Raw genomic sequence first — 24,376 nt, forward strand, 5'->3', positions numbered from 1 at the left:
GGAGGGGACACGGCTCGGCCTGTCAATCGGCAGTCGCCCCGGTCAGCGGCAGGTATTCGCTCAGGTCCGTCCGGATGCCGCTCGCCCGCAGCCGTCCGTCACTCAGCGCATCCGCCCAGCTCACACGCTGCGTGGCCACGAGCACCCAGGTGACCGGATCCGCTTCGACCACATTGGGCGGTGTGCCACGGGTGTGCCTGGGACCTGGAACACACTGAATCGCACCGAAAGGCGGAATTCGCACCTCCACCGATCGGCCAGGGGCACGGCGGGACAACTCGGTCAGCAGCGCGCGCACCGCGTCACGCAGCACCGTTCTCTCCGGTTCGGCGCCGCGGTCCAGCGCGTCCAACGCCCGGATCACGGACTCGGAATTATTCTTCGCAGCGGACATGTCGGGACGATACGACCCGGTCCACCGAGATTGGTACGCGGCCCTGGGTCGCGCGATGGACGTGTGACAAGGCATAGTGGCCGACGGTGTTTTAGTCGCGGGATGTAACCGGCACCTGAAGAGCAGCCGGGAGACCGTGCGACCGGAAGGCGGTGGATGGTGACGACGCACCTACGAGCCCGGGCGTTCCAGGCCGGTGCGTTACTGGCTGTGGTCACAGGCAGCCTATTCGTAGCGCCTGCTGTGGCGTTGGCCGACCCTCCCCAAGTGGAGATCACCAACCTGCAGACCGAGGTCCTCACCGGTGGCCAGCTGAACATGCAGTTCAGCGTGTCCGCGCCCGAGGTCGACCCCGGCGAGGGTCAGCCGGGTGGCGGCAACCCCGGCCGGGCCACTGTCACCTATCAGGTCACCGGCATGAGCTGCTCCGGCGAGTGCTCCGGCGTCACGCAGATCGACGCCGGCGGCGACCGGACGTTCAACGCGCGCCTCACCGCGCCCAAGGTGAACGCCGGCGACACCCGCCAGGTGCAGGTCCGGGTCACCGCCTCGATCAACGGGGACTCCGACAGCGCCAGCGCGAACATCACGGTCAAGGGCCCGGACAAGCCGCAGACCGTCCGCCAGGTCTCGGGCAAGGTCCGCGACCAGGACGGCAAGGGCATCTCGGGCGCCACGGTGGGCCTGCGGGACAGCGCCGGCGCGACGTTCGAGACCACCTCGGGCAGCGGCGGCTCGTTCACGTTCTCCTCGACCGACAGCAAGCCGATCGCGGTCGGCACGCTGACCCTCGGCGCCGTGAAGCAGGACTTCTCGCGGGTCACGGTCACCGTGCAGGGCAACGCCGACGGCCGGGTCTCCAAGAACATCATTCTCGAGTCGCAGGTCGTGGAGTCCCCCTCCGCCTCCCCGTCGGCCTCGGCGTCCGCGTCGGCCAGCCCGACGCCGACCACCGACGAGTCGGCGGCCGAGGAACAGCCCGCGACCACGGAGACCGTGGAAGAGGGCACGCCGGCCAACAACGCGGCCGCGAGCGAGGACAGCGGCAGCTCCTGGCTCTACATCATCATCGGCGTCCTGCTCGTCGCGGCCGGCATCGGCGCGATCGTGCTGGTCTGGATGCGCCGCAAGAACAACCCGTCCGACGGTGGCGACGACGACCCGACGAGCATGTCCCCGTCGGGCGGCGCGATCCCGCCGAGCCAGGGCCGCTTCAACGACGCGACCCGGGTGGCGGCGCCGGTCGGCGGTGGCCGTGCCAACGACGCCACCATGATCGCGCAGGCGCCCGGCATGGCCGACGCGCCGACCATGCTGCAACGCCCGGTGCCCGCGCTCGACGACGAGTTCCCCGACCCGTACGGCGCGCCGGTCCCGCCCCAGGGCGGTTTCGTCGGCGCCGGCGGCTGGGACGACAACCCTCAGCCGGGCGGCACCCAGCAGTACGGCGGGGGGACGCAACAGTACGGCGGGGGCACCCAGCAGTACGGGGGCGGCACTCAGCAGTACGGCGGCGGAACCCAGCAGTACGGCGGCGCCCAGCCGGCCGGCGACGGCTACGGCACCTACAGCGAGCCCACCGGCTTCTACCGCCCCGAGGACGACCAGGCGGCCGGCTACGGCGGGTACGACCAGGCCGGCCAGCAGTACGGCGGCCAGCCGCAGGGCGGCTGGGACGAGCACGACAACGGCGGCTACGGCGGTTACGACCAGGGCCAGCAGCAGCACCAGGGCGGCTGGGACGACCACGACAACGGCGGCTACCCCCCTCAGCAGCAACAGCCGGGCGGCGGCCAGCAGTACGGCGGCCACACCCAGCCGTACAACAACGGCGGTTACGACCAGGACGACTACGACCAGCGCGGTCAGCGCCGCTACTGATCCACAAAAGAATCGGCCCCGCACCTCCGAGAGGTGCGGGGCCGATTTCCGTATGCGGTGCAGGTCAGGCGGGGTCGATCGGCCCGCCCGGCTTCGGCTCGGTCAGCTCCAGCGTGACCGAGGTGCCCTCGGCCGGAACCGGCTCCTTGACCTCGGCCACCGACGCCGCCGGGATGCCGTCGGCCTCGATCGGGGCCGCCGACTCCATCGCCGCGCCGGCCGCCGCCGTCACGAGGACCTCGTCGCCGCGGTCCGGTCGCGCCGGAGCGGACGGGTCGGCCGCGTGCTCGGGGTCGCCGTGCCGGTTGGCCAGCTCGGCCGAGCCGCCGAACAGGGCCGGCAGCGTCGCCGTGTGCGCCTCGCGCAGCTCGTCCAGCGGGATGCTGAACTGGCCGGCCACGTCGAGCACCGGCTCGGCCGTGGTGACGCCGACCTCAACGCAGGCGATGCCGTGCTCGGCGGCCAGGGCCAGGAACGCCTTGTCGCGCCCACGGGGCACCGCGACCAGGGCCCGGCCGGACGACTCGCTGAACAGCTGGACGAACGCCGAGTTGCCGTCCTCGGGCAGCGTGATCCGGGCGCCCACGTTGCGGCGCAGCGTGCTCTCCACGAGGACCTGTGACAGGCCGCCGTCGGAGAGGTCGTGCGCCGCGACGACGTGACCGGCCTTGGACGCACGGGCCATCAGCACGCCCAGGCGCTGCTCGTGCTCCAGGTCCACCTTCGGCGGGCGGCCGCCGAGGTGGCCGTGGGTGACCCACGCCCACTCGGAGCCGGAGAGCTCCGCGGCGGTCTCGCCGAGCAGGAAGAGCAGGTCGCCGTCGCCGGTGGCGGCCGGGAAACCCATCGGGATCCGCCGGGCCACGTCGTCGAAGACGCCGAGCACGCCGACCACCGGGGTCGGGTGGATCGCGGCCGCGCCGGTCTGGTTGTAGAAGCTGACGTTGCCGCCGGTCACCGGGGTGCCCAGCAGCTGGCAGCCGTCGGCCAGGCCGCGCACGGCCTCGGCGAACTGCCACATGACGGCCGGGTCCTCGGGCGAGCCGAAGTTGAGGCAGTCAGTCACGGCCACCGGCTCGGCGCCGGTGACGGCGACGTTGCGGTAGGCCTCGGCCAGCGCGAGCTTCGCACCCTCGTACGGGTCGAGGCGGGCGAAGCGGCCGTTGCCGTCGACCGACAGCGCGACACCGAGGCCGGTGCGCTCGTCGATGCGCAGCACACCCGAGTCCTCCGGCTGAGCCAGCACGGTGTTGCCGAGCACGTACCGGTCGTACTGCTCGGTGACCCAGGTCTTGTCGCAGAGGTTCGGCGAGCCGGCCATCCGCAGGACGGTCTCGCGCAGTTCCTCACCGGTGGCCGGGCGGGGCAGCGTCTCGGCCTTGTCCGCCTGCAGGAGGATCAGGTCGGCGGGCTCGCGGATCGGCCGGGCGTAGACCGGGCCGTCGTCGGCGAGCGAGCCGGGCGGCACGTCCACCACGACGTGGTCGTTCCACGTGATGACGAGGCGGCCCGGCGAGCCGTCCTCGCCGGTCGGGGTGACCTCGCCGATGGCGGTGGCCCAGACGCCCCACTTCTCGGCGACGGCGAGCACCTGGTCGAGGTTCTCCGGCGTGACGATCAGGAGCATGCGCTCCTGCGACTCGCTGGCCAGGATCTCGGTCGGCGACATCGACGCCTCGCGCAGCGGAACCCGCTCGAGCCAGACCCGCATGCCCGTGCCGGCCGCGGCCGCGGTCTCGGTGAGCGCGCAGGTCAGGCCGGCGCCGCCGAGGTCCTGGATGCCGGCCACGAGGCCGGCGTCGTACAGCTCGAGGCAGCTCTCGATGAGCAGCTTCTCCATGAACGGGTCGCCGACCTGCACCGACGGGCGGCGCTGCTCGGCTTCCTCGTCGAAGGTGGCCGAGGCGAGCACGGAGACGCCGCCGATGCCGTCGCGGCCCGTACGGGCGCCGAGCAGCACGACGATGTTGCCGACGCCGGCCGCCTCCTTGTGCTGGAGGCGCTCGACCGGCAGCACGCCGATGCTCAGCGCGTTCACCAGCGGGTTGCCCTGGTACGTCGGGTCGAAGACGATCTCGCCACCGATGTTGGGCAGGCCCAGGCAGTTGCCGTAGCCACCGATGCCGGCGACCACGCCGGGCAGGACCCGGGCGGTGTCGGGATGGTCGGCGGCGCCGAAGCGCAGCGGGTCCATCACCGCGATCGGGCGGGCGCCCATGGCGAGGATGTCGCGGACGATGCCGCCCACGCCGGTCGCGGCGCCCTGGTAGGGCTCCACGAAGCTCGGGTGGTTGTGCGACTCGACCTTGAAGGTCACCGCGATCTCGTCGGAGATCTGCACGACGCCCGCGTTCTCGCCGATACCGGCGAGCATGCGGTCGCTGCGCGGAGCCTTCTCACCGAACTGGCGCAGGTGCACCTTGCTCGACTTGTACGAGCAGTGCTCGCTCCACATGATCGAGTACATCGCCAGCTCGGACGCCGTCGGCCGCCGGCCGAGGATCTGCCGGATGCGGTCGTACTCGTCGTCCTTGAGGCCCAGCTCCGTGTGCGGCTGCAGCTCGTCCGGGGTCTGGAACGCCCGGTGCACCGTGTCGGGGCCGCCGTCGAACTCGTTGACCAGCACGTCCGTCGCGGCAAAGCCGGTCGGCTTCTGGTTCGGCGCTGCCGTCTCCGGCTGCGTGGTCATTACTGGTGTCCCCCTGCGTGCGAAGCCCCCGCGGACGCCCCGGCCAGGGCCCGCAGGACCGAGGTGAAGAAGCCGAGGCCGTCGAGCGACGGACCGGTCAGCGCCTCCACCGCGTGTTCCGGATGCGGCATGATGCCGACGACATTGCCGGCCTCGTTGGTGATGGCGGCGATGTCGCGCTGCGAGCCGTTCGGGTTGCCGCGGACATACCGCGCCACGACCCGCCCCTCGGCCTCGAGCGCGTCCAGCGTCCGCTGGTCGGCGACGTAGCAGCCCTCGCCGTTCTTGACCGGGATCAGGATCTCCTGACCGGTCTGGAACGAGTTGGTCCAGGCGGTGTCCGCGGACTCGACGCGGAGCCACTGGTCGCGGTTACGGAAGTGCAGGTGCTGGTTGCGGGTGAGCGCGCCGGGCAGCAGGTGGGCCTCGCAGAGGATCTGGAAGCCGTTGCAGATGCCGAGCACCGGAAGACCGCCGCGGGCCGCGTCGATGAGCGACTCCATGACCGGGGCGAACCGGGCGATCGCGCCGCAGCGCAGGGCGTCGCCGTACGAGAAACCGCCGGGCAGCACCACGGCGTCGACGCCGTGCAGGTCGGGGTCGCCGTGCCAGAGGCGGACGGCGTCGGCGCCGGCGAGGCGCACGGCGCGGGCCGCGTCCCCGTCGTCCAGCGAACCCGGGAAGGTGACCACACCGATGCGCATGGTCAGGCGACCTCGGCCTTCGCGTCGTCCTCGACCTTGATCGAGAAGTCTTCGATCACCGGGTTGGCGAGCAGCTTGTCGGCGATTTCCCGAGCCCGGTCCAGGTCGGGTTCGCCGGCGAACTCGATCTCGATCCGCCGCCCGATCCGGACGGAGGAGACATCGGTGACGCCGAGCCTGGGCAGCGCGTTCGCGACCGCCTGGCCCTGCGGGTCGAGGATCTCCGGCTTGAGCATGACGTCGACCACGACGCGAGCCACGGGCACTCCTGACTGATAGGTGTAAGCACGTGGAGCCTACCTTGCGATCCACGTGACGGGCGTGTCGGCCGGTGTCGCGCACGCGACGCCGACCAGGCTGAGCAGGCTGTTTCGGCGGTGATCTCAGCCACTCGAACGATCAAAGCTTCAATTTCTCCACTACCGGCGCGACGGTCATCACACCGTGATAGGTGGCAAGTGAGTCTTGGCGGCCGGGCCGGCGCCACCTAACGTCAGTGTTCCGCTGGGGTGTGGCGCGACGGTCGAGCTCCGCCACGCCCCGGCGGCAGAATCACAGGATGGGAGCCGGCGCGTATTTCGCCGCCTCCGGGTGAGCGGCGACGATCGCGGCGACCCGGTCGGCCACGAAACGCACCTGTGACGGCGCGGCGCCGACGAAAGCGGCCCGGTCGGCCACGAGCGCGTCGATCTCGGCCCGGCTCAGCTGGAGCCGGCCGTCGTCGGCGAGCCGGTCGAACAGGTCGTTTCCGGCCGCGCCCTTCTCCCGCATGGCCAGCGCCACCGCCACCGCGTGCTCCTTGATCACCTCGTGGGCGACCTCGCGGCCGACGCCCTTGCGCACCGCGGCCACCAGGATCTTGGTGGTGGCCAGGAACGGCAGGAAGCGGTCGAGCTCGCGGGCGATCACGGCCGGGTAGGCGCCGAACTCGTCGAGCACGGTCAGGAAGGTCTGGAAGAGGCCGTCGGTGGCGAAGAACGCGTCGGGCAGCGCGACCCGGCGCACCACCGAGCAGGAGACGTCACCCTCGTTCCACTGGTCGCCGGCGAGCTCACCCACCATCGACAGGTAACCGCGGACGATCACGGCGAGACCGTTGACCCGCTCGGACGAGCGCGTGTTCATCTTGTGCGGCATGGCCGAGGAGCCGACCTGGCCCGGCTTGAAGCCCTCGGTGACCAGTTCCTGACCGACCATCAGGCGGATCGTGGTGGCCAGCGACGACGGGCCGGCGACGATCTGGGCCAGCGCCGAGACCACGTCGAAGTCGAGCGAGCGCGGGTAGACCTGGCCGACGCTGCTGAGCACCCGGTTGAAGCCGAGGTGGGCGGCGACCCGCTGCTCCAGCACGGCCAGCGCCTCGAAGTCGCCGTCGAGCAGGTCGAGCTGGTCGGCGGCGGTGCCGACCGGCCCCTTGATCCCACGCAGCGGGTAACGGCCGATCAGGTCGTCGAGCCGCTCGTACGCGATGAGCAGCTCCTGGGCGGCCGAGGCGAACCGCTTGCCGAGCGTGGTGGCCTGGGCCGCCACGTTGTGCGAGCGGCCCGTCATGACCAGGTCGGAGTACTCGACGGCGCGCTCGGCCAGGCGGGCCAGCGTGGCGACGATGCGGGACCGGATCAGCTCGAGCGACGCCCGGATCTGCAGCTGCTCGACGTTCTCGGTCAGATCGCGCGAGGTCATGCCCTTGTGGATCTGCTCGAAGCCGGCGAGCGCGCTGAACTCCTCGATCCGCGCCTTCACGTCGTGCCGGGTGACCCGCTCACGCTCGGCGATCGACGCCAGGTCGACGGTGTCGAGCACCGCCTCGTACGCCTCGACGGCGCCCTCGGGCACCGACACTCCGAGGTCACGCTGGGCGCGCAGGACGGCGAGCCAGAGGCGCCGCTCCATCCTGATCTTCTCCTCCGGCGACCACAGGTCGACGAGCTCGGCGGAGGCGTAGCGGGAGGCAAGGACGTTCGGGATGGTCACGGTACCGATTCTTTCACGGGCCCGGGATCACGCTCCGGCAGCTCATGACGCAGCGTGCGGACGTCCCGGCTGGCCAGCATGCCCAGCACGGCGACGATCACCAGCACTCCCGCGCCGACCAGGGTCGCCCGCACACCGACCCGGTGCGAGATCGGCCCGACCAGCAGTTCGCCGATCGGCATCGCGATGAAGGAGCCGACCATGTCGTACGAATACACGCGCGCGAGCTTGTCCGCCGGCACGTGCTCCTGCATCGTCGTCTCCCACGCCACCCCGAACTGTTCGAGCAGCCCGCCCGCCAGCAGCGCCCCCACGATGAGCGCGACGACGTGGGGATAGAGGCCGAGCAGAAGCAACGGCAGGGCCATGCCGAACGTGCTGGCCGCGCCGAGCAGGAGCAGGCGGCGCACGCGCAGCCGCATCGCGATCAGAGCGCCCAGGATCATCCCGCCGGTCTGCGCGGCCAGCACGAAACCCCAGTTCTGCCGGCCGAACGTGTCGTCGGCGACCGCGGGCCCGAGCACGTAGAGGCCGCCGCTCCAGCACGCGTTGATCACCGCGAAGGCCGCCACCACCACCCACAGCCAGGTGCGTGACCAGAACTCGGTCCAGCCGGTCCGCAGGTCGGCGAAGATGTGGGGCCGGGCCGCGTCCTTGGGCTTCGCCGGCGCCGGCAGCGAGCGCAGGGCCAGGAAGACCAGCCCGGCGATCAGGAAGGTGACGGCGTCGATGGCGATGCCCCACCCCGGGTTGGTGGCGGCGACGACCACGCCGGCCAGCGGGGCGCCGAGGATGACGGCCGAATTGAGGGTCAGCCGGTTGATCGCGTTCGCCTGCTGACGGACGTCGGCCGGCACGGTCTGCGGCAGGATCGACGAGCTGGCCGGCAGCGCGAGCGCACCGACCATGCCGTTGACGGCGCCGAGCACGATCAGCAGCGGAACGGTGGCCAGGTCGCTGAGCACCAGGAAGGCCACGATGCCCTGAGAGAGGGCGGCGGCCAGGCTGGAGCCGACCATCAGCACCTGTTTGGGCATGCGGTCGGCGAGCACGCCACCGAAGAGCAGGAACATGACGTTCACCAGCGTGCGGATGCCGACCACGAGGCCGAGGTCGCTGGTCGAGCCGGTCAGGTCGAGGACGGCGAACGCGAGGGCGAGCGTCGCGAACGAGTTGCCCAGGGCGTTGATCGTCCGCCCGGCGATGAGCAGTCGGAACGGGGCGTGTCTCAGCGGCGCGAGGGCGCTCATCAGGACTCCATCTCGAACATCGCGACAGTCGTGCTCGTGCGGATCGTGCCAGGGGTCCGCGGGGGGCGCGCGGCATGGTGGAGCTCGTCGACCAGCTCGACGAACTTCGATCGCAGCTCGATCCAGGTCTCGGGCTCGATCCAGAACTCGCCGTCACCCAGGAGGCCGTTCTTCTCGGCGAAGCGGCCGGACGCCGTACGCCGGATCAGCTCGCTGCCGAGGGCCGCGAACAGCGCCCGGCGCTGCTCCGGGCCCTCCGGCGCGTGGTCGCGCTTGGTGTCGTACCGGTACCGCTTGGCCACGCCGCCCCGGATCTTCTCCTCGCCGGCCTGGACGATCATGCCGCCGGCCAGCAGGCTGCGCAGGTGATAGCTCGCGTTGGCGTGGGTCAGGCCGAGCTCGCGCGCCACCTCGGCCGCGGTCATCGGCGCGCCGGTGAGGAGCGACATGATCCGCAGCCGTACGGGATGGGCGGTCGCCCTCAGCGACGCCCGCTCCGACTCGTCTCCCAAAGACATGTTGGGGAGTTTAGGGAACGGCACGCCCACTGTCCAATGGTTGTTTGGGAGTGGCAGACTGCACGAAGAAGCGGCAAGGTCGCTAGTGTTACTGACGAGTAGGTAGTCCGCTCATCCCGAAAGGTCCACCGATGACTGATTTCAACCCCGAGTCGCTCGCCTCGATCGGCCCGAAGGAGTTCGCTCAGCTCGTCAAGTCGACGCCGGACTCCAAAATCGCTGAGGTCATGGCGGGCGAGAGCCGCACCAAGATCCTCGATGAGGTCTTCAACCGGATGCCCACGCTGTTCCGCCCGGAAAAGGCCGGCAGCACCTCGGCGGTGATCCACTGGGTCATCACGGGCGGCGCCGGCGGCGCGAGCGACACCTACGAGACGGTGATCGAGAACGGCGCCTGCACGGTCACCAACCAGCCGGCCCGCGACCCGAAGCTGACGATGACCATGGACGCCGTCACGTTCCTCAAAGTCGTCTCGGGCGACGGCAACCCGATGATGCTCTTCATGACCGGCAAGGTGAAGGCCAAGGGCGACCTGGGCCTGGCCGCCAACGTGGCCAAGCTCTTCGACATCCCGAAGGCTTAAATACGCTTCTCGACGGCGCCCAGGGCGATATCGGTCCGATACTGGGCGCCGTCCAGGCGGATGCCGTCGACGAGCGCATAGGCCGCGTCGCGCGCTTCCCGGAGGTCGGCGCCGACCGCGGTCACGCTCAACACCCGGCCACCCGCCGAGATCAGCGCGCCGTCGTCCCGGCGGGCCGTGCCGGCGTGGATCACCCCGGGCACCTCGGCGCCCTCGATGACGTCGCCCGTGCGCGGCGTGGCCGGGTAGTTCTTGCTCGCCACCACGACCGTGATCGCGGCGCCATCGCGCCAGCGCAGCGGCGGCAACTCGGCCAGCGTGCCGGTCGCGGCCGCGTTGAGCAGGCCGGCCAGCGGCGTCTCCAGCAGCGCGAGCACGACCTGGGTCTCCGGGTCGCCGAAGCGCGCGTTGAACTCGATCACCTTGGGGCCGTCGGGCGTGAGCGCGAGTCCGACGTAGAGCAGACCGGCGAACGGCGTGCCGCGGCGGCGCATCTCGGCCAGCGTCGGCTCGACCGTCTCCCGCAGCACCCGGTCCACGAGATCGTCCGGCGCCCAGTCCAGCGGGGCGTACGCGCCCATGCCCCCGGTGTTGGGTCCCTCGTCGCCGTCACCGAGCCGCTTGAAGTCCTGCGCCGGCATCAGCGGCACCGCGGCCGTGCCGTCGGTGACCACGAAGAGCGAGACCTCGGGACCGGACAGGTACTCCTCGATCACGACGGTGCCGCAGTCGGCCGCGTGCCGCTCCGCGACCTCGCGGTCCTCGGTCACCACGACGCCCTTGCCGGCGGCGAGACCGTCGTTCTTGACGACGTACGGCGAACCGAGCTCGTCGAGCGCACGCGCCACCTCGTCGGCGGTCGTGCAGGCGTACGACCCGGCGGTGGGAACGCCGGCCGCGACCATCACTTCCTTGGCGAACGCCTTCGAGCCCTCGAGCTGGGCCGCCGCCGCGCTCGGGCCGAAACAGGCGATGCCCTTGGCACGGACGGCGTCCGCCACCCCGGCCACCAGCGGCGCCTCGGGGCCGACCACGACCAGGTCGGCGGCCAGCTCGACCGCGAGGGCGGCCACCGCGGCCGGATCGGTCGCCTTGACTTCGTGCAGCTCAGCGACCTGGGCGATGCCCGGGTTACCGGGCGCTGCGGCCAGGAAGTCGACGGACGGGTCGGCGGCGAGGCCGAGGGCGAGGGCATGTTCGCGGCCGCCGGAGCCGATCAGAAGTACGCGCACGGGCGCCGATCCTACCGGCGCTCTCCTTCCCCACGTCGCACAGCGGGGCTGTCGCGTAAACTTCGGCAGTACCCGGACCTCTGCCAGGTACGACCTGTTCTACGGAAGGCGTCACGCAAGTGCCGGTGATCGTGTTGGTCGGAGCCCAATGGGGCGACGAGGGCAAGGGCAAGGCCACTGACCTGCTGGGCGACCGGCTCGACTACGTGGTGAAGTTCAACGGCGGCAACAACGCCGGCCACACCGTGGTGATCGAGGGTGAGAAATACGCCCTTCACCTGCTGCCGAGCGGCATCCTGACGCCGGGCGTGGTCCCGGTGATCGGCAACGGCGTCGTGGTCGACCTGGCCGTCCTGTTCGAGGAGATCGACGGTCTCGAGGCGCGCGGCGTCGACACGTCGCGGTTGCGCATCAGCGCGAACGCGCACGTCATCCCGTCGTACAACCGCTCGATGGACAAGGTCGCCGAGCGTTTCCTGGGCTCGCGCCGCATCGGCACGACCGGTCGCGGCATCGGGCCGACTTACGCGGACAAGATGAACCGCGTCGGCGTCCGCGTGCAGGACCTGTTCGACGAGTCGATCCTGCGGCAGAAGGTGGAGGCCGCGCTCTCCTTCAAGAACCAGGTACTCAGCAAGATCTACAACCGTCAGGCGGTCAAGCCGGACGACGTGGTCAAGGAGCTGCTGTCCTACGTCGACCGTCTCCGGCCGTACGTGGGTGACACCGCGCTCGAGCTCTCCGAGGCGCTCGACAACGGCAAGGTCGTGCTCTGCGAGGCCGGCCAGGCCACGCTGCTCGACGTCGACCACGGCACGTACCCGTTCGTGACCAGCTCGAACGCGACGTCCGGCGGCGCCTGCACCGGCTCCGGCATCCCGCCCACCCGCATCGACCGGGTGGTGGCAGTGCTCAAGGCGTTCACCTCGCGCGTCGGCGAGGGCCCGTTCCCGACCGAGCTGCACGACAAGTTCGGCGACCACCTGCGCGAGGTCGGCCACGAGTACGGCACCACCACCGGCCGCCCGCGCCGCATCGGCTGGCTCGACCTGGTGATGGCCCGCTACGCGCAGCGGATCAACGGCGTCACCGACTTCGTCCTGACCAAATTGGACAATTACGACGACCTGGATGAGATTCCGGTCTGCGTGGCGTACGAGGTCAACGGCGTCCGCCACGACGAGATGCCGATCAGCCAGTCCGACTTCCACCACGCGGTCCCGATCTACGAGACGCTGCCCGGCTGGAAGCAGGACATCTCCGGCTGCCGCACCTTCGCCGACCTGCCCAAGGACGCGCAGCGCTTCGTCGAGTTCGTCGAGGAGCGCATCCGCGCCCGCGTCTCGGTGGTGGGCGTCGGCCCCGGCCGCGAAGAGGTCATCGAGCGTCACTCGGTGCTGAGCGAGGCTTGAGATGTACGACGTCATCCTGCTCAGCCTGGCCGAGGGCTCCCCGGCCGACGCGGGCGCCTGCGGATCCTCCTGCGGCGGCTGCGGCGTCCTGGAGAAGGAAGCGTGCGACACCCCCCGCGTGCCGGTACGCGAGTGCGCCGACGCCCTGAAGGCCGGCGGCGCCCTGGTCGAGATGATCACGGCGCACTCCGACGCCGAGATCGACGAGGTGATCGCCCGCCTCGACGGGCCGACCCGCGCCGACGGCCTGACCTGGCCGGCTTCCGATTCCCGGGTTCGCCTGGTGGTGGCCTCGGCGACCGACGGCCAGCTGCGGGCCGTCGTCCGCCGGCTGGTACGCCGGTACGCGCCGCCGCCGAGCAAGCGACCGGCCGACCTGGCCGCCGACCGCACGGTGCCGGACCTGCCGCCGATCGCGATCCTGCCGCTGGACGTCGCCAACACCACCGACCTGGCGGCACAGCTCGGCCTGCCCCGGGTGCCGTCGGCGGTGGCCGAGGCGGTCCTCTCCGGCCGGACCCGCCGGCTTGACCTGCTGCGCAACGACGGTGGCTCGGTCACGGTGGACGGTGCCCTGGTGGGTGGCGTCGACGACGACGGCCGGGCCCTCCCGTGGCGCGGCCGCGTCGAGGTCGACGACGCGGTCCTCTCCGGCGGTGACGACCCCATCCTGGCCTGCGCGATCGGCAACGGCGCGGGCTACGCCGAGTTCGACGGCCTGCGGCTGCTGGCCGAGGGCAACGCCGAGGACGGCACGGTCGAGGTGGCGGTGGCCGTCCCGATGCTCGTCAAGAAGCGCTTCAAGGGCACGAAGATCCGCATCGAGGTCCGCCGGGCCCGTGGCCGGGCGGTCTCGGTGCTGCCGCGCGACGGCGAGCTCCAGTTCCTCGACGACGGGGTGGCGGGATCGATGAACCGCAAGCGTTCCTGGTGGACGGAGGCCGGGGCCTGGGCGGTGTACGCGGGCTGACCGTCTGTGCGAGTCTGAAAAAGTAGGACGAACCGGGGAGGGTTGCATCCGTGGCATCGGTGGAGGACGAAGGCGCCGACCGCGTCTACGCGCCCCCGGACAGGGACGTGGAGCCGCTGTGGGAGGCGGAGGAGCTGGCGGCCCCGGTACACGGCCGCCCGGTTCCCCACGACACGCCACCGCCCCTGCCCGTGCCTCCCACCGGCGTCTACCGCCCCGGCGACCGGGCGCCGGCGCCACCCCCCGCCCAGCATGGTCAGGGCCCCGTCCCCATCCAGCGGCCGAACGGCGCCATCCCGATCCCGCCGCAGCCGCCCGCGAGGCCGGACCGCACGCCGATTCCGGCACCGGCTCCTCCGCCCCCTGTATTCGAGGGCGGGGAGTTCGACGAGGAAGAGTCCGGTGTGCATACTTTGCCGGATTCACCCTGGTCGCAACCGCCGCAGCGGCCCGCGCCCCCGCCGGCCCCCACCGATCCGGCCCGGGCCGCCACGGGTTCGGCTTCCGTGCCGCCGCAGCCCGGACCGCAGGGTGGCGCCGCTCTCCCACCGGGACCACGCGCGGCCACCGCCCCAGCGCAGGCAAATGCCACACCCGCGCCGGGCCCGCATGGCCCCAGCGCTCCAGCGCAGGACTCACATGGCCCCGGCGCCCCGGCGCAGGGCTCACATGGCCCGGGTGCCCCGGCGCAGGGCTCGCATGGCCCCGGCACCCCAGCGCAGGGCTCGCTCAATGCCGGCGCCCCCACGCAAGGCCCTCACAGTGCCGCCTCCGCGGGGCACGGTCCGCCCGTGGCCGTCCCAGCGCAACGACCGCACGGGGCCGCTCCGCTGCAAGAGCCGCACGTGGACGCGCAAAGGCAACGGCCGCACGCGCAAGCACAAGGGCCGCACGCGGACGCGCAAGGGCAACGGCCGCACGCGGACGCGCAAGAGCAACGGCCGCCGGCGGACGCGCGAGGGCACGAGGCGAGGGCGGTGCCGCCGCCTCCGGGGCCCTATCCGCCCAGTGTCGATCCGCGGGCGTTTCCGCAGCAGGCTTATCCGCAGGTCTATCAACCGCATCCGCAGGTGCAGCCGCCGGCGCATCCGCAGGCGCCGAGTCAGCCGCCTGGTGATCCGTTTCAGGATCTGCCGTGGGTTTCCGATGGCACGCCGACCGCTGAGGAGTTCGCCCGGCGCCGGCTCGCGAAACCGCCCGACCCGATCGCCAAGGTGGGCGTCCGGGGGGCGGTCAACAACATCACCGGTGGGCTGGCCAAGCTGTCGCCGGGGCGGCGCGAGATCGAGCGCAAGCAGGACGTCGAGATGGTCCGGCGCAACTTCGGCGGGCTGCGCCAAGTCACCGTGGTCAACCCCAAGGGCGGCGCCGGCAAGACGGTCGCCGTCCTGCTGCTCGCGATGACCTTCGGGCAGAAGCGCGGCGGCTACGTGCTGGCCTGGGACAACAACGAGACCCAGGGCACCCTCGGCATGCGGGCCCAGCAGGACTTCCACGCCCGTACGGTCCGCGACATGATGCGCGACCTGCACCTGTTCCGCGGGGCGCACGGCCGCGTCGGCGACCTGTCGCAGTACGTCCGCGCGCAGGGTGAGGGCATGTTCGACGTGCTCGCCTCGGACGAGTCGGCCACGGCCGGCGAGATGCTGACGGCGGACGCCTTCGCCGAGATCCGCGAGATCGTCAGCCGGTTCTACAAACTGATCTTCGTGGACACCGGCAACAACGTTCGCGCCCAGAACTGGCAGGCCGCCATGGACGCGACCGACCAGCTGGTGATCACGATGTCGGCCCGTAACGACTCGGCCGAGACCGCCGCCCGCATGCTCGACCACTTGGAGCAGAGCGGCCGCCAGCGCCTCGTCCGCCAGGCGATCAGCGTCGTGTCGATGCCGCCCACCCGCAAGGACATCGACCTGCCGGCGATCCAGCGCCACTTCGCCGCCCGTACGCGGGCGGTGCTGCTGGCCCCGTACGAGAAACTGATCGACTCCGGCGAGCCCCTTCGTTACGGCCAGCTCTCCGGCAACACCCGGGACGCCTGGCTCAAAATCGCCGCCGCCGTGGCCGAAGGCCTCTGACCGGCCACCGAAGGGCGACCGGTCAGAGCGTCAGATCAGGTCAGGACAGGGCGTCGGCCGCGGCCGGGTCGCTGTCGCGGAGGAACTGGGCGCAGCGGGCGGCCTCGTCGGCCTCGCCGATCTCGGCGGCGGCGATGGACAGGCTGTGCAGGCAGCGCAGGAAGCCCTGGTTGGGCGCGTGCGACCACGGGACCGGGCCGTGGCCCTTCCAGCCGTTGCGGCGCAGCGCGTCCAGGCCGCGGTGGTATCCGGTGCGGGCATAGGCGTACGCGGTGACCGGTTCGCCGTCGGCCAGCGCGTCGGCGGCCAGGGCGGCCCAGCCTCCGCTGTACGCCGGGTGGGCGGCGGCCACGGCCTTGTACGCGTCGGCGGTGCCGCGCTCGGCGGCCTCGGCCAGGGCCTTGTCGGCCTCTTCGTCGGCGGGCAGCAGGGTGGCCGGCGGCTCGGGAAGGAGGTTCTGCATGCCCTTATTCAACCGGTCCGACCCGTCCCCATTCCGGGCACCCCGATTTCAGTCCCAGGCCGCGGCCAATCGGGTCAGCCGATCCGCGTACTCGATCCGGTCTTCCCACCCGGCCGGCCACGCGGCCATGCCGAGCGCCGCCCCGGCGAAGGCGCCGGCCAGGCAGGCGATGGAGTCGGAGTCGCCGGACGAGGCCGCGCCCCGGCCGAGCACGGCCACCGGCTCCTCGGGCGAGATCAGGTAGCAGTACAGGGCTGTGGCCAGCGCTTCCTCGGCGATCCAGCCCTCGCCGGTGGCCAGGCACGGGTCGCCGGCGAAGTTGCCGGCGGCCAGCGCGACGGCGACCCGGTCGAGCGCGGCGGCCGTCTCGTCCCAGCCGTGGGCGATGAACTCCTCGGGCGATCCGATTCCCGGCTGCCGCCAGAGGTCGCCGAGCCATTGGTCGCGGTAGGTCTTCCGCTGGCTGTCGCACCGCTCGCGGAGCGCGCCGAGCAGGTCGCCGGGCGCCATGCCGTCGGCCAGCCACCTCACCGCGTACGCGGTCAATTCGCTCGCCGTCAGTCCCGTGGGGTGGCCGTGGGTGAGCCCGGCCTGAAGCTGAGCGGCACCGGCCCGTTGATCATCGGTCAGGTTCGGAACCAGGCCGACCGGCGTGACCCGCATGTTCGCCCCGCAGCCCTTCGACCCGGCCTGGGTCGCCTGCTGCCAGGGCCCACCCGCCTCCAGTGCCGCACACGCGCGCAGGCAGGTCATCCCGGGCGCGCGGTTGTTGTCGGGGCTGACCGCCCAGGCCAGGAACGCCCGCCGCAGCTCCGGCTCGAGCGCCGCCGGGGTGAGGGCCGGCGCCGCGAGGATCGCCTCGCCGACCGCGAGGCCCATCTGGGTGTCGTCGGTGACCAGCGCCGGGTCCCCGGTCAGCTCCCGGGGCCCGCTCACCCCGTACGCCGCGATAATCGTCTGGTAGTCCTGGAATTCGGTCGGTTTGCCGAGCGCGTCACCGTACGCCAGGCCGAAGAGCGATCCCGCTGCGTTTCGCACGGTGGCTACCCTACGGGGCATGGTCGGCGATCCCCTTCAGCCCGTCTTCGGCGGCGACGTTCCCTTCGACGCCACAGTCAACGAGATCGAGTCGCGGGCCGAGCTCGACGTCCATCTGGCCAAGAAGTCCCTGGCCGGCCTCGTGATCCTCGGGTTGCGCCTCGATCTGGACCCGCCCGACCTCAGCGACGTCGAGGTGACCGGCGCGCTGTTCATCGGCTGCCGTCTGGCCGGCGACGACGTCGAGATCGATCTGATCCGGCGCGGCGCCCACCTGATTCCGCCGTTCGACGCGCGGCCCTATCCGACCCATCCGGCCAACCTCTACACGCCCGAGGATCTCTCGTTCGGCTTCGCCGAGGGCGGCTTCGCCGGGATGTACGACACGCAGGTGTACGACCATTTCGTCACGCACGGCGGCGCGTCCCCGGACATCCGGGAGGCGATCGCGCAGCGGTTGCACGACGCCGGCATCGACAACGCGCTGGGCAAGGCGCTCGCCGCCTGGGTGCACGGCCGCGGCGTCGAGGGCGCGGTCGGGATCATGGGCGGGCACGCCGCGCCGCGCGGCTCGCAGGCCTACCGGATGGCGGCCACGCTGGCCTGGCGGCTGGCGTCGCTGGGCCGGCTGGTGGTGACCGGCGGCGGGCCGGGCGTGATGGAGGCGGCGAACCTGGGCGCGTACTTCGCCGCTCGCCCCGCACCCCAGCTCATGCAGGCGATCGACCTGTTGTCGGCCGCGCCGCACTTCGCCGACCACGACCCGTACACGGCGGCCGCCCTGGCCGTGCGGAAGAGGTTCCCGGCGCCGCCGAAGGCGGTGGCCGACGTGGCCGGCCGGCTCCGGCACGGCGGCCTGGCCCTGCCCACCTGGCTGTACGGTCATGAGCCGGCGAACCTTTTCGCCGGTCAGATCGGCAAGTACTTCTCGAACGCCGTCCGCGAGGACTCGATCCTGCGGCTCTCCCGGGGCGGCATCGTCTTCGCGCCGGGCTGGGCGGGCACGGTCCAGGAGATCTTCCAGGCGGCGACGAAGACCTTCTACCAGACCGACGGCCCGTCGGGCGCGTTCGTCTTCCTCGGCGTCGACCACTGGCGTGAGCTGCCGGTCGAGGCGCTGCTGCGCCCGCTGCTGGCGAAGAGCCCGCACGGCGACCAGTCGCACCTGGTCGTGGTCACCGATTCGCTGGACGTGGCGATGAAGGCGCTCACGCCACGTGCACACGCCGCCAGTTAGTCACCGGAAGATCCTTTTCCGGTACGTCGGTGAGGCCGTTCTCGTCCATGGCGTTGTAGACCGCGAGCCGGGCGTCCTCGAAGAGGAATTCGACGGCGTGCAGCACCCGGGGCCGCCACTCGGCGGTGGTGATCAGCTCGATGATGTTCACCGAGCGCAGGCGCTGTCCCCGGGCCGCGCGCAGGGCCGCGTGCGGGTCGGGACGCCAGTCGAAGTGCTCGTACCAGTCGATCGGCTGGTTCAGATCGATCTGATCCCAGGTGATCGCGCACTCGTCGAATTTACGATGGGTTATCTCGACTCTTGTCACTCCAAAGTCGAGGATGACCGGGCCGTCCGCGAACCAGCCGCGCTCGGCGATGTCCCACATCAGCCAGCTTGATCGCAGTTTCTTGCCGATGAGCCGCACAAATCTGGTCCGGTGAACGGCCGCCAGGGCCTCGGCGTCATGGTGCCACGTGGGCTCGTAGCCCTGGATCCCAAGCACGATCATGATCCACCTCCGGGGGGACGACGATCGTATACATACCTCTCAGTAACCTGCCAGGAAGAGAAACAGCCGGCCCCCTAACGAGGACCGGCTGTCATCTTTCGATTACTTCGAGAGAGTGGTGCCCACCGAGCGCAGGTGCTCGCACGCCTCGACGACGCGCTTCGCGAGGCCGTTCTCGGCCAGCTTGCCCCAGGCGCGCGGGTCGTACGCCTTCTTGTTGCCGACCTCGCCGTCGATCTTCAGAACGCCGTCGTAGTTCTTGAACACGTGGTCGACCACGGGCCGCGTGAACGCGTACTGCGTGTCGGTGTCGATGTTCATCTTGACCACGCCGTAGTCCAGGGCGCCGTGGATCTCCGACAGCAGCGAGCCCGAACCGCCGTGGAAGACCAGGTCGAACGGCTTCTCCTTGCCGTACTTGGCACCGACCGCGTCCTGGATCTCCTTGAGGATCTCGGGGCGCAGCTTGACGTTGCCCGGCTTGTAGACGCCGTGCACGTTGCCGAAGGTCAGGGCCGTCATGTAACGGCCCTTCTCGCCCAGGCCCAGGGCGGCGGCGGTGGCCAGGCCGTCCTCGACGGTCGAGTAGAGCTTGTCGTCGATCGCGGCCGAGACGCCGTCCTCCTCGCCACCGACCACGCCGACCTCGATCTCGAGGATGATGTGCGCGGCCGCGGCGTCCTTGAGGAGCTCCTCGGCGATCTGCAGGTTCTCGTCGACCGGCACGGCCGAGCCGTCCCACATGTGCGACTGGAAGAGCGGGGCCTGCCCGTTGGCGACGCGCTCCTTGCTGAGGGCCAGCAGCGGGCGCACGTACTTGTCGAGCTTGTCCTTGGGGCAGTGGTCGGTGTGCAGCGCGATGTTGACCGGGTAGTTCTTGGCCACCTCGGTGGCGAACTCGGCCAGGGCCACGGCACCGGTGATCATGTTCTTGACCGTCGGGCCCGACACGTACTCGGCGCCACCGGTGGAGATCTGGATGATGCCGTCGCTGCCCGCCTCGGCGAAGCCCTGGAGGGCCGCGTTCAGGGTCTGCGAGGACGTCACGTTGATCGCCGGGTAGGCGAACGCGCCCGCCTTGGCGCGGTCCAGCATCTCGGCGTAGACCTCGGGAGAAGCGATGGGCATCGGTGCGCTCCTTGCTCTTTGCGTTCGGGAGACAGAGGGCAGGACCGCGCTGTCCTCCAACAGGCAGTATTCCGTAGCCGCTCACCCGATCAGAAATGACCCCGTAAACGCGCCGTTTGCGCGCATGCTGTGGGGGAAAGATGGGCCGGATGTCGACGGAGGGAAGCTCGTGATGACGTACCCAGGCAGCGACGACCTCGAAGCGCCCGAGGCTGACGCCGCGGAGCAGGCGGCCGACGCCTTCCTCGACGACGACGGCGACGACCCGGCGCCGGCTCTGGGCGACGAGACGCCCGAGTGGGACGCCCAGGAGCAGAGCCGGTCGGTACGGCTGGAGGACGAGTACCGCTGAATTAATGGTTCGCCCGTGATCATCTCGGCGGCTCATCATTACTGGCGTGCTGCTGACCGTCACGACCACTCATCGCCCCGCCACCGATCTCGGATATCTGCTGGTCAAACACCCTGACAAGGTGCATACGTTCGACGTGCCGACCGGTACCGCGTACGTCATGTATCCCGAGGTGAGCGACGAGCGGTGCACGGCCGCGCTGATGCTGGACGTCGACCCGCAGCGGCTGCGGGCTCAGCGGGACGCCTTCGAGCTGAGTCAGTTCGTCAACGACCGGCCGTACGCGGCCTCCAGCCTGCTGGCCAGCGCCCTGTCCAAGGTCTTCCGCTCCGCCCTGCGCGGCGCGTCCAAGGACCGTCCCGAGCTGGCCGTCACTCCCCTGCCGCTGGAGATCCGGGTGCCGGTGCTGCGGGGCACAACCGAGCTGGCCACGCGCCTGTTCGCGCCGCTCGGCTGGGAGGTCGAGGCCACCGCGATCCCGTTCGAGCCGGAGATCGGCGGCGACAGCCGCTACGTCGATCTCGTCCTGCGCGGGTCGCTCACGCTTTCCGCGGCTCTCAATCATCTGTACGTCCTGTTGCCCGTCCTCGACGACGCCAAGCACTACTGGGTGGCGCCCGACGAGATCGAGAAGCTGCTGCGCTCCGGCGAGGGCTGGCTCGCCGGCCATCCGGACAAGGTGCTGATCGCCCGCCGCTACCTGGCCCACAAGCGGGCGCTGACCACGACCGCGCTCCAGTCGCTCGAGGGCGAGGAGGCCGAGGAGCCGCCGGCCGAGGAGGAGGCCGAGCTTCCGGTCGTACGCCGTCAGTCGCTGGCCGAGCAGCGCCGCGACGCCGTGCTGGCGGCGCTCACCGAGGTCGGCGCGACGCGCGTACTGGACCTCGGTTGTGGCGGTGGCGCACTGCTGGGGGCCCTGATGAAGGACCGGCGGTACACCGAGGTCGTCGGCACCGACGTGTCAGCCCGGGCGCTGGAGATCGCCGCCCGCAAGCTGCGCCTCGACCGCCTGCCCGAGCGGCAGCGGGGCCGGCTCAAGCTGTGGCAGTCGGCGCTGACCTACCGGGACGACCGGCTGCGCGGCTACGACGCGGCCGTGCTGATGGAGGTCATCGAACATCTCGACCTGCCCCGGCTGCCGGCCCTGGAGGCGAGCGTGTTCGGTCACGCGCGTCCCGGCGCCGTCGTCGTGACCACGCCCAACGCCGAGTACAACGTCAATTACGAGGGGCTGACCGGCATGCGGCACTCGGACCATCGCTTCGAGTGGACGCGGGCCGAGTTCCAGGACTGGGCGACACGGACAGCGCACACATATGGATTCAACGTGACATTCAGGACAGTCGGCGAACTCGACGAAGCCACCGGATCGCCCACCCAGCTCGCTCTTTTCACGGAGGTGACCGCATGATCGACATTCCGGAGCTCGCGCTCGTCGCGCTGGTCGGCATCTCCGGCTCGGGCAAATCGACCTTCGCGCGTACGCACTTCCGCCCCACCCAGGTGCTCTCGTCCGACTTCTTCCGTGGCCTGGTGGCCGACGACGAGAACGACCAGTCCGCCTCGGCCGAGGCCTTCGACGCCCTGCACTACATCGCCGGCAAGCGGCTGACCGCCGGGCGGCTCACCGTCGTCGACGCCACCAACCTCCAGCCGCACGGCCGGGCCGAGTTGGTCCGCGTGGCCAAGGAACACGACGTGCTGCCGGTGGCGATCGTCCTCGACGTGCCCGAGGCGCTGGCCTGGGAACGCACGCAGGCCCGCCCGGACCGTACCTTCGACCGTCGCGTCCTCAGCCGCATGCACCGCGACCTGCGGCGCAGCCTCGGCTCGCTGACCCGCGAGGGCTTCCGCAAGGTGCACGTGCTGCGCGGCCCGGACGAGATCGCCGCCGCCTCGATCCGCTACGAGAAGCTGTTCAACGACAAGCGCGAGCTCACCGGGCCGTTCGACATCATCGGCGACGTGCACGGCTGCCGCTCCGAGCTCGAGACGCTGCTCGAACGGCTCGGCTACGCCCTGACCCGCGACGCCCAGGGCCGGCCGGTCGGCGCGGCCCACCCCGAGGGCCGTACGGCCGTCTTCGTCGGTGACCTGGTCGACCGCGGCCCCGACTCGCCGGGCGTGCTGCGCCTGGTGATGGGCATGGTCGCGGCCGGCACGGCGCTCTGCGTGCCCGGCAACCACGAGCAGAAACTCGCCCGCAAGCTCAACGGCCGCCAGGTCCAGCTGACACACGGCCTGCCCGAGACACTCGAGCAGCTGTCGGCCGAGCCGGCGGAGTTCGTGGCCGAGGCCAAGACGTTCATCGAGGGCCTGGTCAGCCACTACGTGCTCGACGGCGGCAAGCTGGTGGTCGCGCACGCCGGCCTCAAGGAGGCGTACCAGGGCCGCGCGTCCGGGCGGGTGCGCAGCTTCGCGCTGTACGGGGAAACCACCGGCGAGACCGACGAGTACGGGCTGCCGGTCCGGTACCCGTGGGCCCGCGACTACCGGGGCTCGGCCGCGGTCGTCTACGGGCACACCCCGACACCGAAACCGGAGTGGGTGAACAACACCATCTGCCTCGACACCGGCTGCGTGTTCGGCGGGGCGCTGACCGCGCTGCGCTGGCCGTCGCGCGAACTCGTCGCGGTGCCGGCCGAGCGGGAGCACTACGCGCCCGTACGCCCGCTGCTCCCGGCGACCCGGCCCGACGAAGGGCTGGAGATCACCGACGTGACCGGACGGCGACACCTCGAATACGGGTACGGGCGAGCCACCATCGCCGCCGAGAACGCGGCCGCCGCGCTCGAGGTGATGAGCCGGTTCGCGCTCGACCCGGCCACGCTGATCTGGCTGCCGCCGACCATGGCGCCGTGCTCGACGTCGGAGCTCGACGGATATCTGGAACATCCGGCCACCGCCTTCGCCGACATGCGCGCCGCCGGCGTGGACAAGGTCGTGTGCGAGGAGAAGCACATGGGCTCCCGCGCGGTCGTCCGCGTGTCCCGGCTCGGCGACGGCGACGCCATCTGGACCCGGACCGGGCGGCCGTTCTTCGGCCCCGAGCTGGACGGGCCGCTGCTGGCCAAGGTCCGGGCCGCGGCGGCCGGCCTCTTCGACGAGCTCGGCCGCGACTGGCTGCTGATCGACGCGGAACTGCTGCCGTGGTCGGCGAAGGCGGCCGGCCTGATCCGGGAGCGGTACGCGGGGGTCGGAGCGGCGGGACGGGCCGCCCTGCCGGCCGCACTGGACGTGCTCGCCGGGACGGCGGCACGCGGACTGGACGTGACGGCGCTGCGCGAGCGGCTGGAACTGCGATCGGCGGAGATCAGCGGATATTCGGCGGCCTACCGCTCATACGTGAAGCCGACCGACGGCCTCACCGGGGTGACGCTGGCGCCGTTCGCGGTGCTGGCCGGCGACGGCGTCTCGTACGCGAGTCGTGACCACGGCTGGCACCTGGGCCTCGCCGACCGGTTGGTGGCGGCCGACCCGGCCCTGTTCACCCCGACCCGCCGGGTCGCCGTCGACCTGGCCGACCCGGCGTCCGAGGCCGAGGCCACCGAGTGGTGGCTGGCGCTGACCGCCGCCGGGGGCGAGGGCATGGTGGTCAAGCCGTGGTCGGGCCTGACCGCCACCGAGGCGAAAGGACGGCTGGTCCAGCCCGGCGTGAAATGCCGCGGCCGCGAGTACCTGCGCATCATCTACGGCCCGGAGTACACCCGGCCCGAGCAGCTCGCCCGCCTGCGCCGCCGCAACCTGGGACGCAAGCGCAACCTGGCCCTGCGCGAGCACGGCCTCGGCCTGGCCGCCCTCGACCGGGTCGCGGCCGGCGAGCCGCTGTGGCGCGTCCACGAGCTGGTCTTCGCCATCCTCGCCTCGGAGTCGGAGCCCGTCGACCCGCGGCTGTGACCGGCGCCGCCCTGCTCACCTGGCCATTCGGGCGAGCGGGGCGGTCGTTCGGCCGGGAAAGGCATTCCACAGGAAGTGG

21 protein-coding genes are annotated in these 24,376 nt (G+C 71.2%); 9 read left to right on the top strand and 12 right to left on the bottom strand.

The window, feature by feature from the left end:
* Nucleotides 1-22 precede the first annotated feature (22 nt).
* The gene (locus ACGFJ7_RS45835; protein ID WP_360248165.1) at nucleotides 23-394 is read right to left on the bottom strand and encodes a sterol carrier family protein; all 372 of its coding nucleotides are present in this window, start codon (nucleotides 392-394) and stop codon (nucleotides 23-25) included.
* A gap of 267 nt (nucleotides 395-661) precedes the next feature.
* On the opposite strand from ACGFJ7_RS45835, the gene ACGFJ7_RS45840 reads away from it, so the two are divergent.
* Nucleotides 662-2,275 carry a carboxypeptidase-like regulatory domain-containing protein gene (locus ACGFJ7_RS45840; protein ID WP_360248163.1) on the top strand — a complete coding sequence of 538 codons (1,614 nt, stop codon included), beginning with the start codon at nucleotides 662-664 and terminating at the stop codon, nucleotides 2,273-2,275.
* Between the two features lie 64 nt (nucleotides 2,276-2,339).
* On the opposite strand, the gene purL is transcribed toward ACGFJ7_RS45840, so the two are convergent.
* The 6 genes from purL to ACGFJ7_RS45870 all read right to left on the bottom strand — a co-directional run bounded on the left by purL (nucleotide 2,340) and on the right by ACGFJ7_RS45870 (nucleotide 9,410).
* Nucleotides 2,340-4,964: a phosphoribosylformylglycinamidine synthase subunit PurL gene (gene purL / locus ACGFJ7_RS45845; RefSeq protein ID WP_392648724.1), complete on the bottom strand. Its 2,625-nt coding sequence runs from the start codon at nucleotides 4,962-4,964 to the stop codon at nucleotides 2,340-2,342.
* The gene (purQ, locus tag ACGFJ7_RS45850; protein WP_360248345.1) at nucleotides 4,964-5,674 is read right to left on the bottom strand and encodes a phosphoribosylformylglycinamidine synthase subunit PurQ; all 711 of its coding nucleotides are present in this window, start codon (nucleotides 5,672-5,674) and stop codon (nucleotides 4,964-4,966) included. The genes purL and purQ overlap by 1 nt, the downstream gene beginning before the upstream one ends.
* On the bottom strand, nucleotides 5,671-5,928 hold the full coding sequence (gene purS, locus ACGFJ7_RS45855; protein WP_097326998.1) for a phosphoribosylformylglycinamidine synthase subunit PurS: 258 nt from the start codon (nucleotides 5,926-5,928) through the stop codon (nucleotides 5,671-5,673). The genes purQ and purS overlap by 4 nt, the downstream gene beginning before the upstream one ends.
* Nucleotides 5,929-6,220: 292 nt before the next feature.
* Nucleotides 6,221-7,642, bottom strand: coding sequence for an adenylosuccinate lyase (gene purB / locus ACGFJ7_RS45860; RefSeq protein WP_392648727.1), 1,422 nt, complete (start codon nucleotides 7,640-7,642; stop codon nucleotides 6,221-6,223).
* Nucleotides 7,639-8,892: an MFS transporter gene (locus tag ACGFJ7_RS45865; protein ID WP_392648730.1), complete on the bottom strand. Its 1,254-nt coding sequence runs from the start codon at nucleotides 8,890-8,892 to the stop codon at nucleotides 7,639-7,641. The genes purB and ACGFJ7_RS45865 overlap by 4 nt, the downstream gene beginning before the upstream one ends.
* A complete protein-coding gene (locus tag ACGFJ7_RS45870; protein ID WP_360248154.1) occupies nucleotides 8,892-9,410 on the bottom strand; it encodes a helix-turn-helix domain-containing protein in 519 nt (172 codons plus the stop codon). The genes ACGFJ7_RS45865 and ACGFJ7_RS45870 overlap by 1 nt, the downstream gene beginning before the upstream one ends.
* Nucleotides 9,411-9,541: 131 nt before the next feature.
* Between ACGFJ7_RS45870 and ACGFJ7_RS45875 the strand changes: the two genes are divergently transcribed.
* Nucleotides 9,542-9,994 (top strand): SCP2 sterol-binding domain-containing protein, encoded by a 453-nt coding sequence (locus tag ACGFJ7_RS45875; RefSeq protein ID WP_360248152.1) that lies wholly within the window; start codon nucleotides 9,542-9,544, stop codon nucleotides 9,992-9,994.
* On the opposite strand, the gene purD is transcribed toward ACGFJ7_RS45875, so the two are convergent.
* Nucleotides 9,991-11,226, bottom strand: coding sequence for a phosphoribosylamine--glycine ligase (gene purD, locus ACGFJ7_RS45880; protein WP_392648733.1), 1,236 nt, complete (start codon nucleotides 11,224-11,226; stop codon nucleotides 9,991-9,993). The two genes, ACGFJ7_RS45875 and purD, sit on opposite strands and share 4 nt — an antisense overlap.
* Nucleotides 11,227-11,345: 119 nt before the next feature.
* Between purD and ACGFJ7_RS45885 the strand changes: the two genes are divergently transcribed.
* From ACGFJ7_RS45885 to ACGFJ7_RS45895, 3 genes are all read left to right on the top strand, one after another.
* Entirely contained in the window at nucleotides 11,346-12,638 is a 1,293-nt protein-coding gene (locus ACGFJ7_RS45885; RefSeq protein ID WP_360248148.1) for an adenylosuccinate synthase, read from the top strand.
* Between the two features lies 1 nt (nucleotide 12,639).
* Nucleotides 12,640-13,608, top strand: coding sequence for a diacylglycerol kinase family protein (locus ACGFJ7_RS45890; RefSeq protein WP_392648737.1), 969 nt, complete (start codon nucleotides 12,640-12,642; stop codon nucleotides 13,606-13,608).
* A gap of 977 nt (nucleotides 13,609-14,585) precedes the next feature.
* Nucleotides 14,586-15,689: a cobalamin biosynthesis protein CobQ gene (locus ACGFJ7_RS45895; RefSeq protein ID WP_392648740.1), complete on the top strand. Its 1,104-nt coding sequence runs from the start codon at nucleotides 14,586-14,588 to the stop codon at nucleotides 15,687-15,689.
* Between the two features lie 40 nt (nucleotides 15,690-15,729).
* Here ACGFJ7_RS45895 and ACGFJ7_RS45900 read toward each other — a convergent pair whose 3' ends face one another.
* Complete coding sequence (locus tag ACGFJ7_RS45900) at nucleotides 15,730-16,152, bottom strand: DUF3151 domain-containing protein (protein ID WP_360248144.1); 423 nt, start codon at nucleotides 16,150-16,152, stop codon at nucleotides 15,730-15,732.
* Between the two features lie 48 nt (nucleotides 16,153-16,200).
* Entirely contained in the window at nucleotides 16,201-17,190 is a 990-nt protein-coding gene (locus tag ACGFJ7_RS45905) for an ADP-ribosylglycohydrolase family protein (protein WP_392648743.1), read from the bottom strand.
* 19 nt (nucleotides 17,191-17,209) lie between these two features.
* Between ACGFJ7_RS45905 and ACGFJ7_RS45910 the strand changes: the two genes are divergently transcribed.
* The gene (locus tag ACGFJ7_RS45910) at nucleotides 17,210-18,427 is read left to right on the top strand and encodes a hypothetical protein (RefSeq protein ID WP_360248140.1); all 1,218 of its coding nucleotides are present in this window, start codon (nucleotides 17,210-17,212) and stop codon (nucleotides 18,425-18,427) included.
* Here ACGFJ7_RS45910 and ACGFJ7_RS45915 read toward each other — a convergent pair.
* Together ACGFJ7_RS45915 and fbaA are read right to left on the bottom strand one after the other, a co-directional pair.
* A complete protein-coding gene (locus ACGFJ7_RS45915) occupies nucleotides 18,399-18,920 on the bottom strand; it encodes a hypothetical protein (protein ID WP_360248138.1) in 522 nt (173 codons plus the stop codon). The two genes, ACGFJ7_RS45910 and ACGFJ7_RS45915, sit on opposite strands and share 29 nt — an antisense overlap.
* Nucleotides 18,921-19,022: 102 nt before the next feature.
* The gene (gene fbaA, locus ACGFJ7_RS45920) at nucleotides 19,023-20,048 is read right to left on the bottom strand and encodes a class II fructose-bisphosphate aldolase (RefSeq protein WP_360248136.1); all 1,026 of its coding nucleotides are present in this window, start codon (nucleotides 20,046-20,048) and stop codon (nucleotides 19,023-19,025) included.
* Between the two features lie 169 nt (nucleotides 20,049-20,217).
* Here fbaA and ACGFJ7_RS45925 point away from each other — a divergent pair, with 169 nt between their 5' ends.
* Genes ACGFJ7_RS45925 through ACGFJ7_RS45935 form a run of 3 tightly spaced genes read left to right on the top strand, consistent with a single transcriptional unit; the run spans nucleotide 20,218 to nucleotide 24,297 of the window.
* On the top strand, nucleotides 20,218-20,400 hold the full coding sequence (locus ACGFJ7_RS45925) for a hypothetical protein (RefSeq protein WP_392648748.1): 183 nt from the start codon (nucleotides 20,218-20,220) through the stop codon (nucleotides 20,398-20,400).
* A 46-nt stretch (nucleotides 20,401-20,446) separates the two neighbouring features.
* Nucleotides 20,447-21,811: a 3' terminal RNA ribose 2'-O-methyltransferase Hen1 gene (locus tag ACGFJ7_RS45930; RefSeq protein ID WP_392648751.1), complete on the top strand. Its 1,365-nt coding sequence runs from the start codon at nucleotides 20,447-20,449 to the stop codon at nucleotides 21,809-21,811.
* Nucleotides 21,808-24,297, top strand: a complete 2,490-nt coding sequence (locus ACGFJ7_RS45935; protein ID WP_360248132.1) for a polynucleotide kinase-phosphatase — start codon at nucleotides 21,808-21,810, stop codon at nucleotides 24,295-24,297. Before ACGFJ7_RS45930 ends, ACGFJ7_RS45935 begins: the two co-directional genes overlap by 4 nt.
* The last annotated feature ends 79 nt before the right edge of the window (nucleotides 24,298-24,376 follow it).

The organism is Actinoplanes sp. NPDC048988, assembly GCF_043197815.1.
Taxonomy (GTDB): domain Bacteria; phylum Actinomycetota; class Actinomycetes; order Mycobacteriales; family Micromonosporaceae; genus Actinoplanes.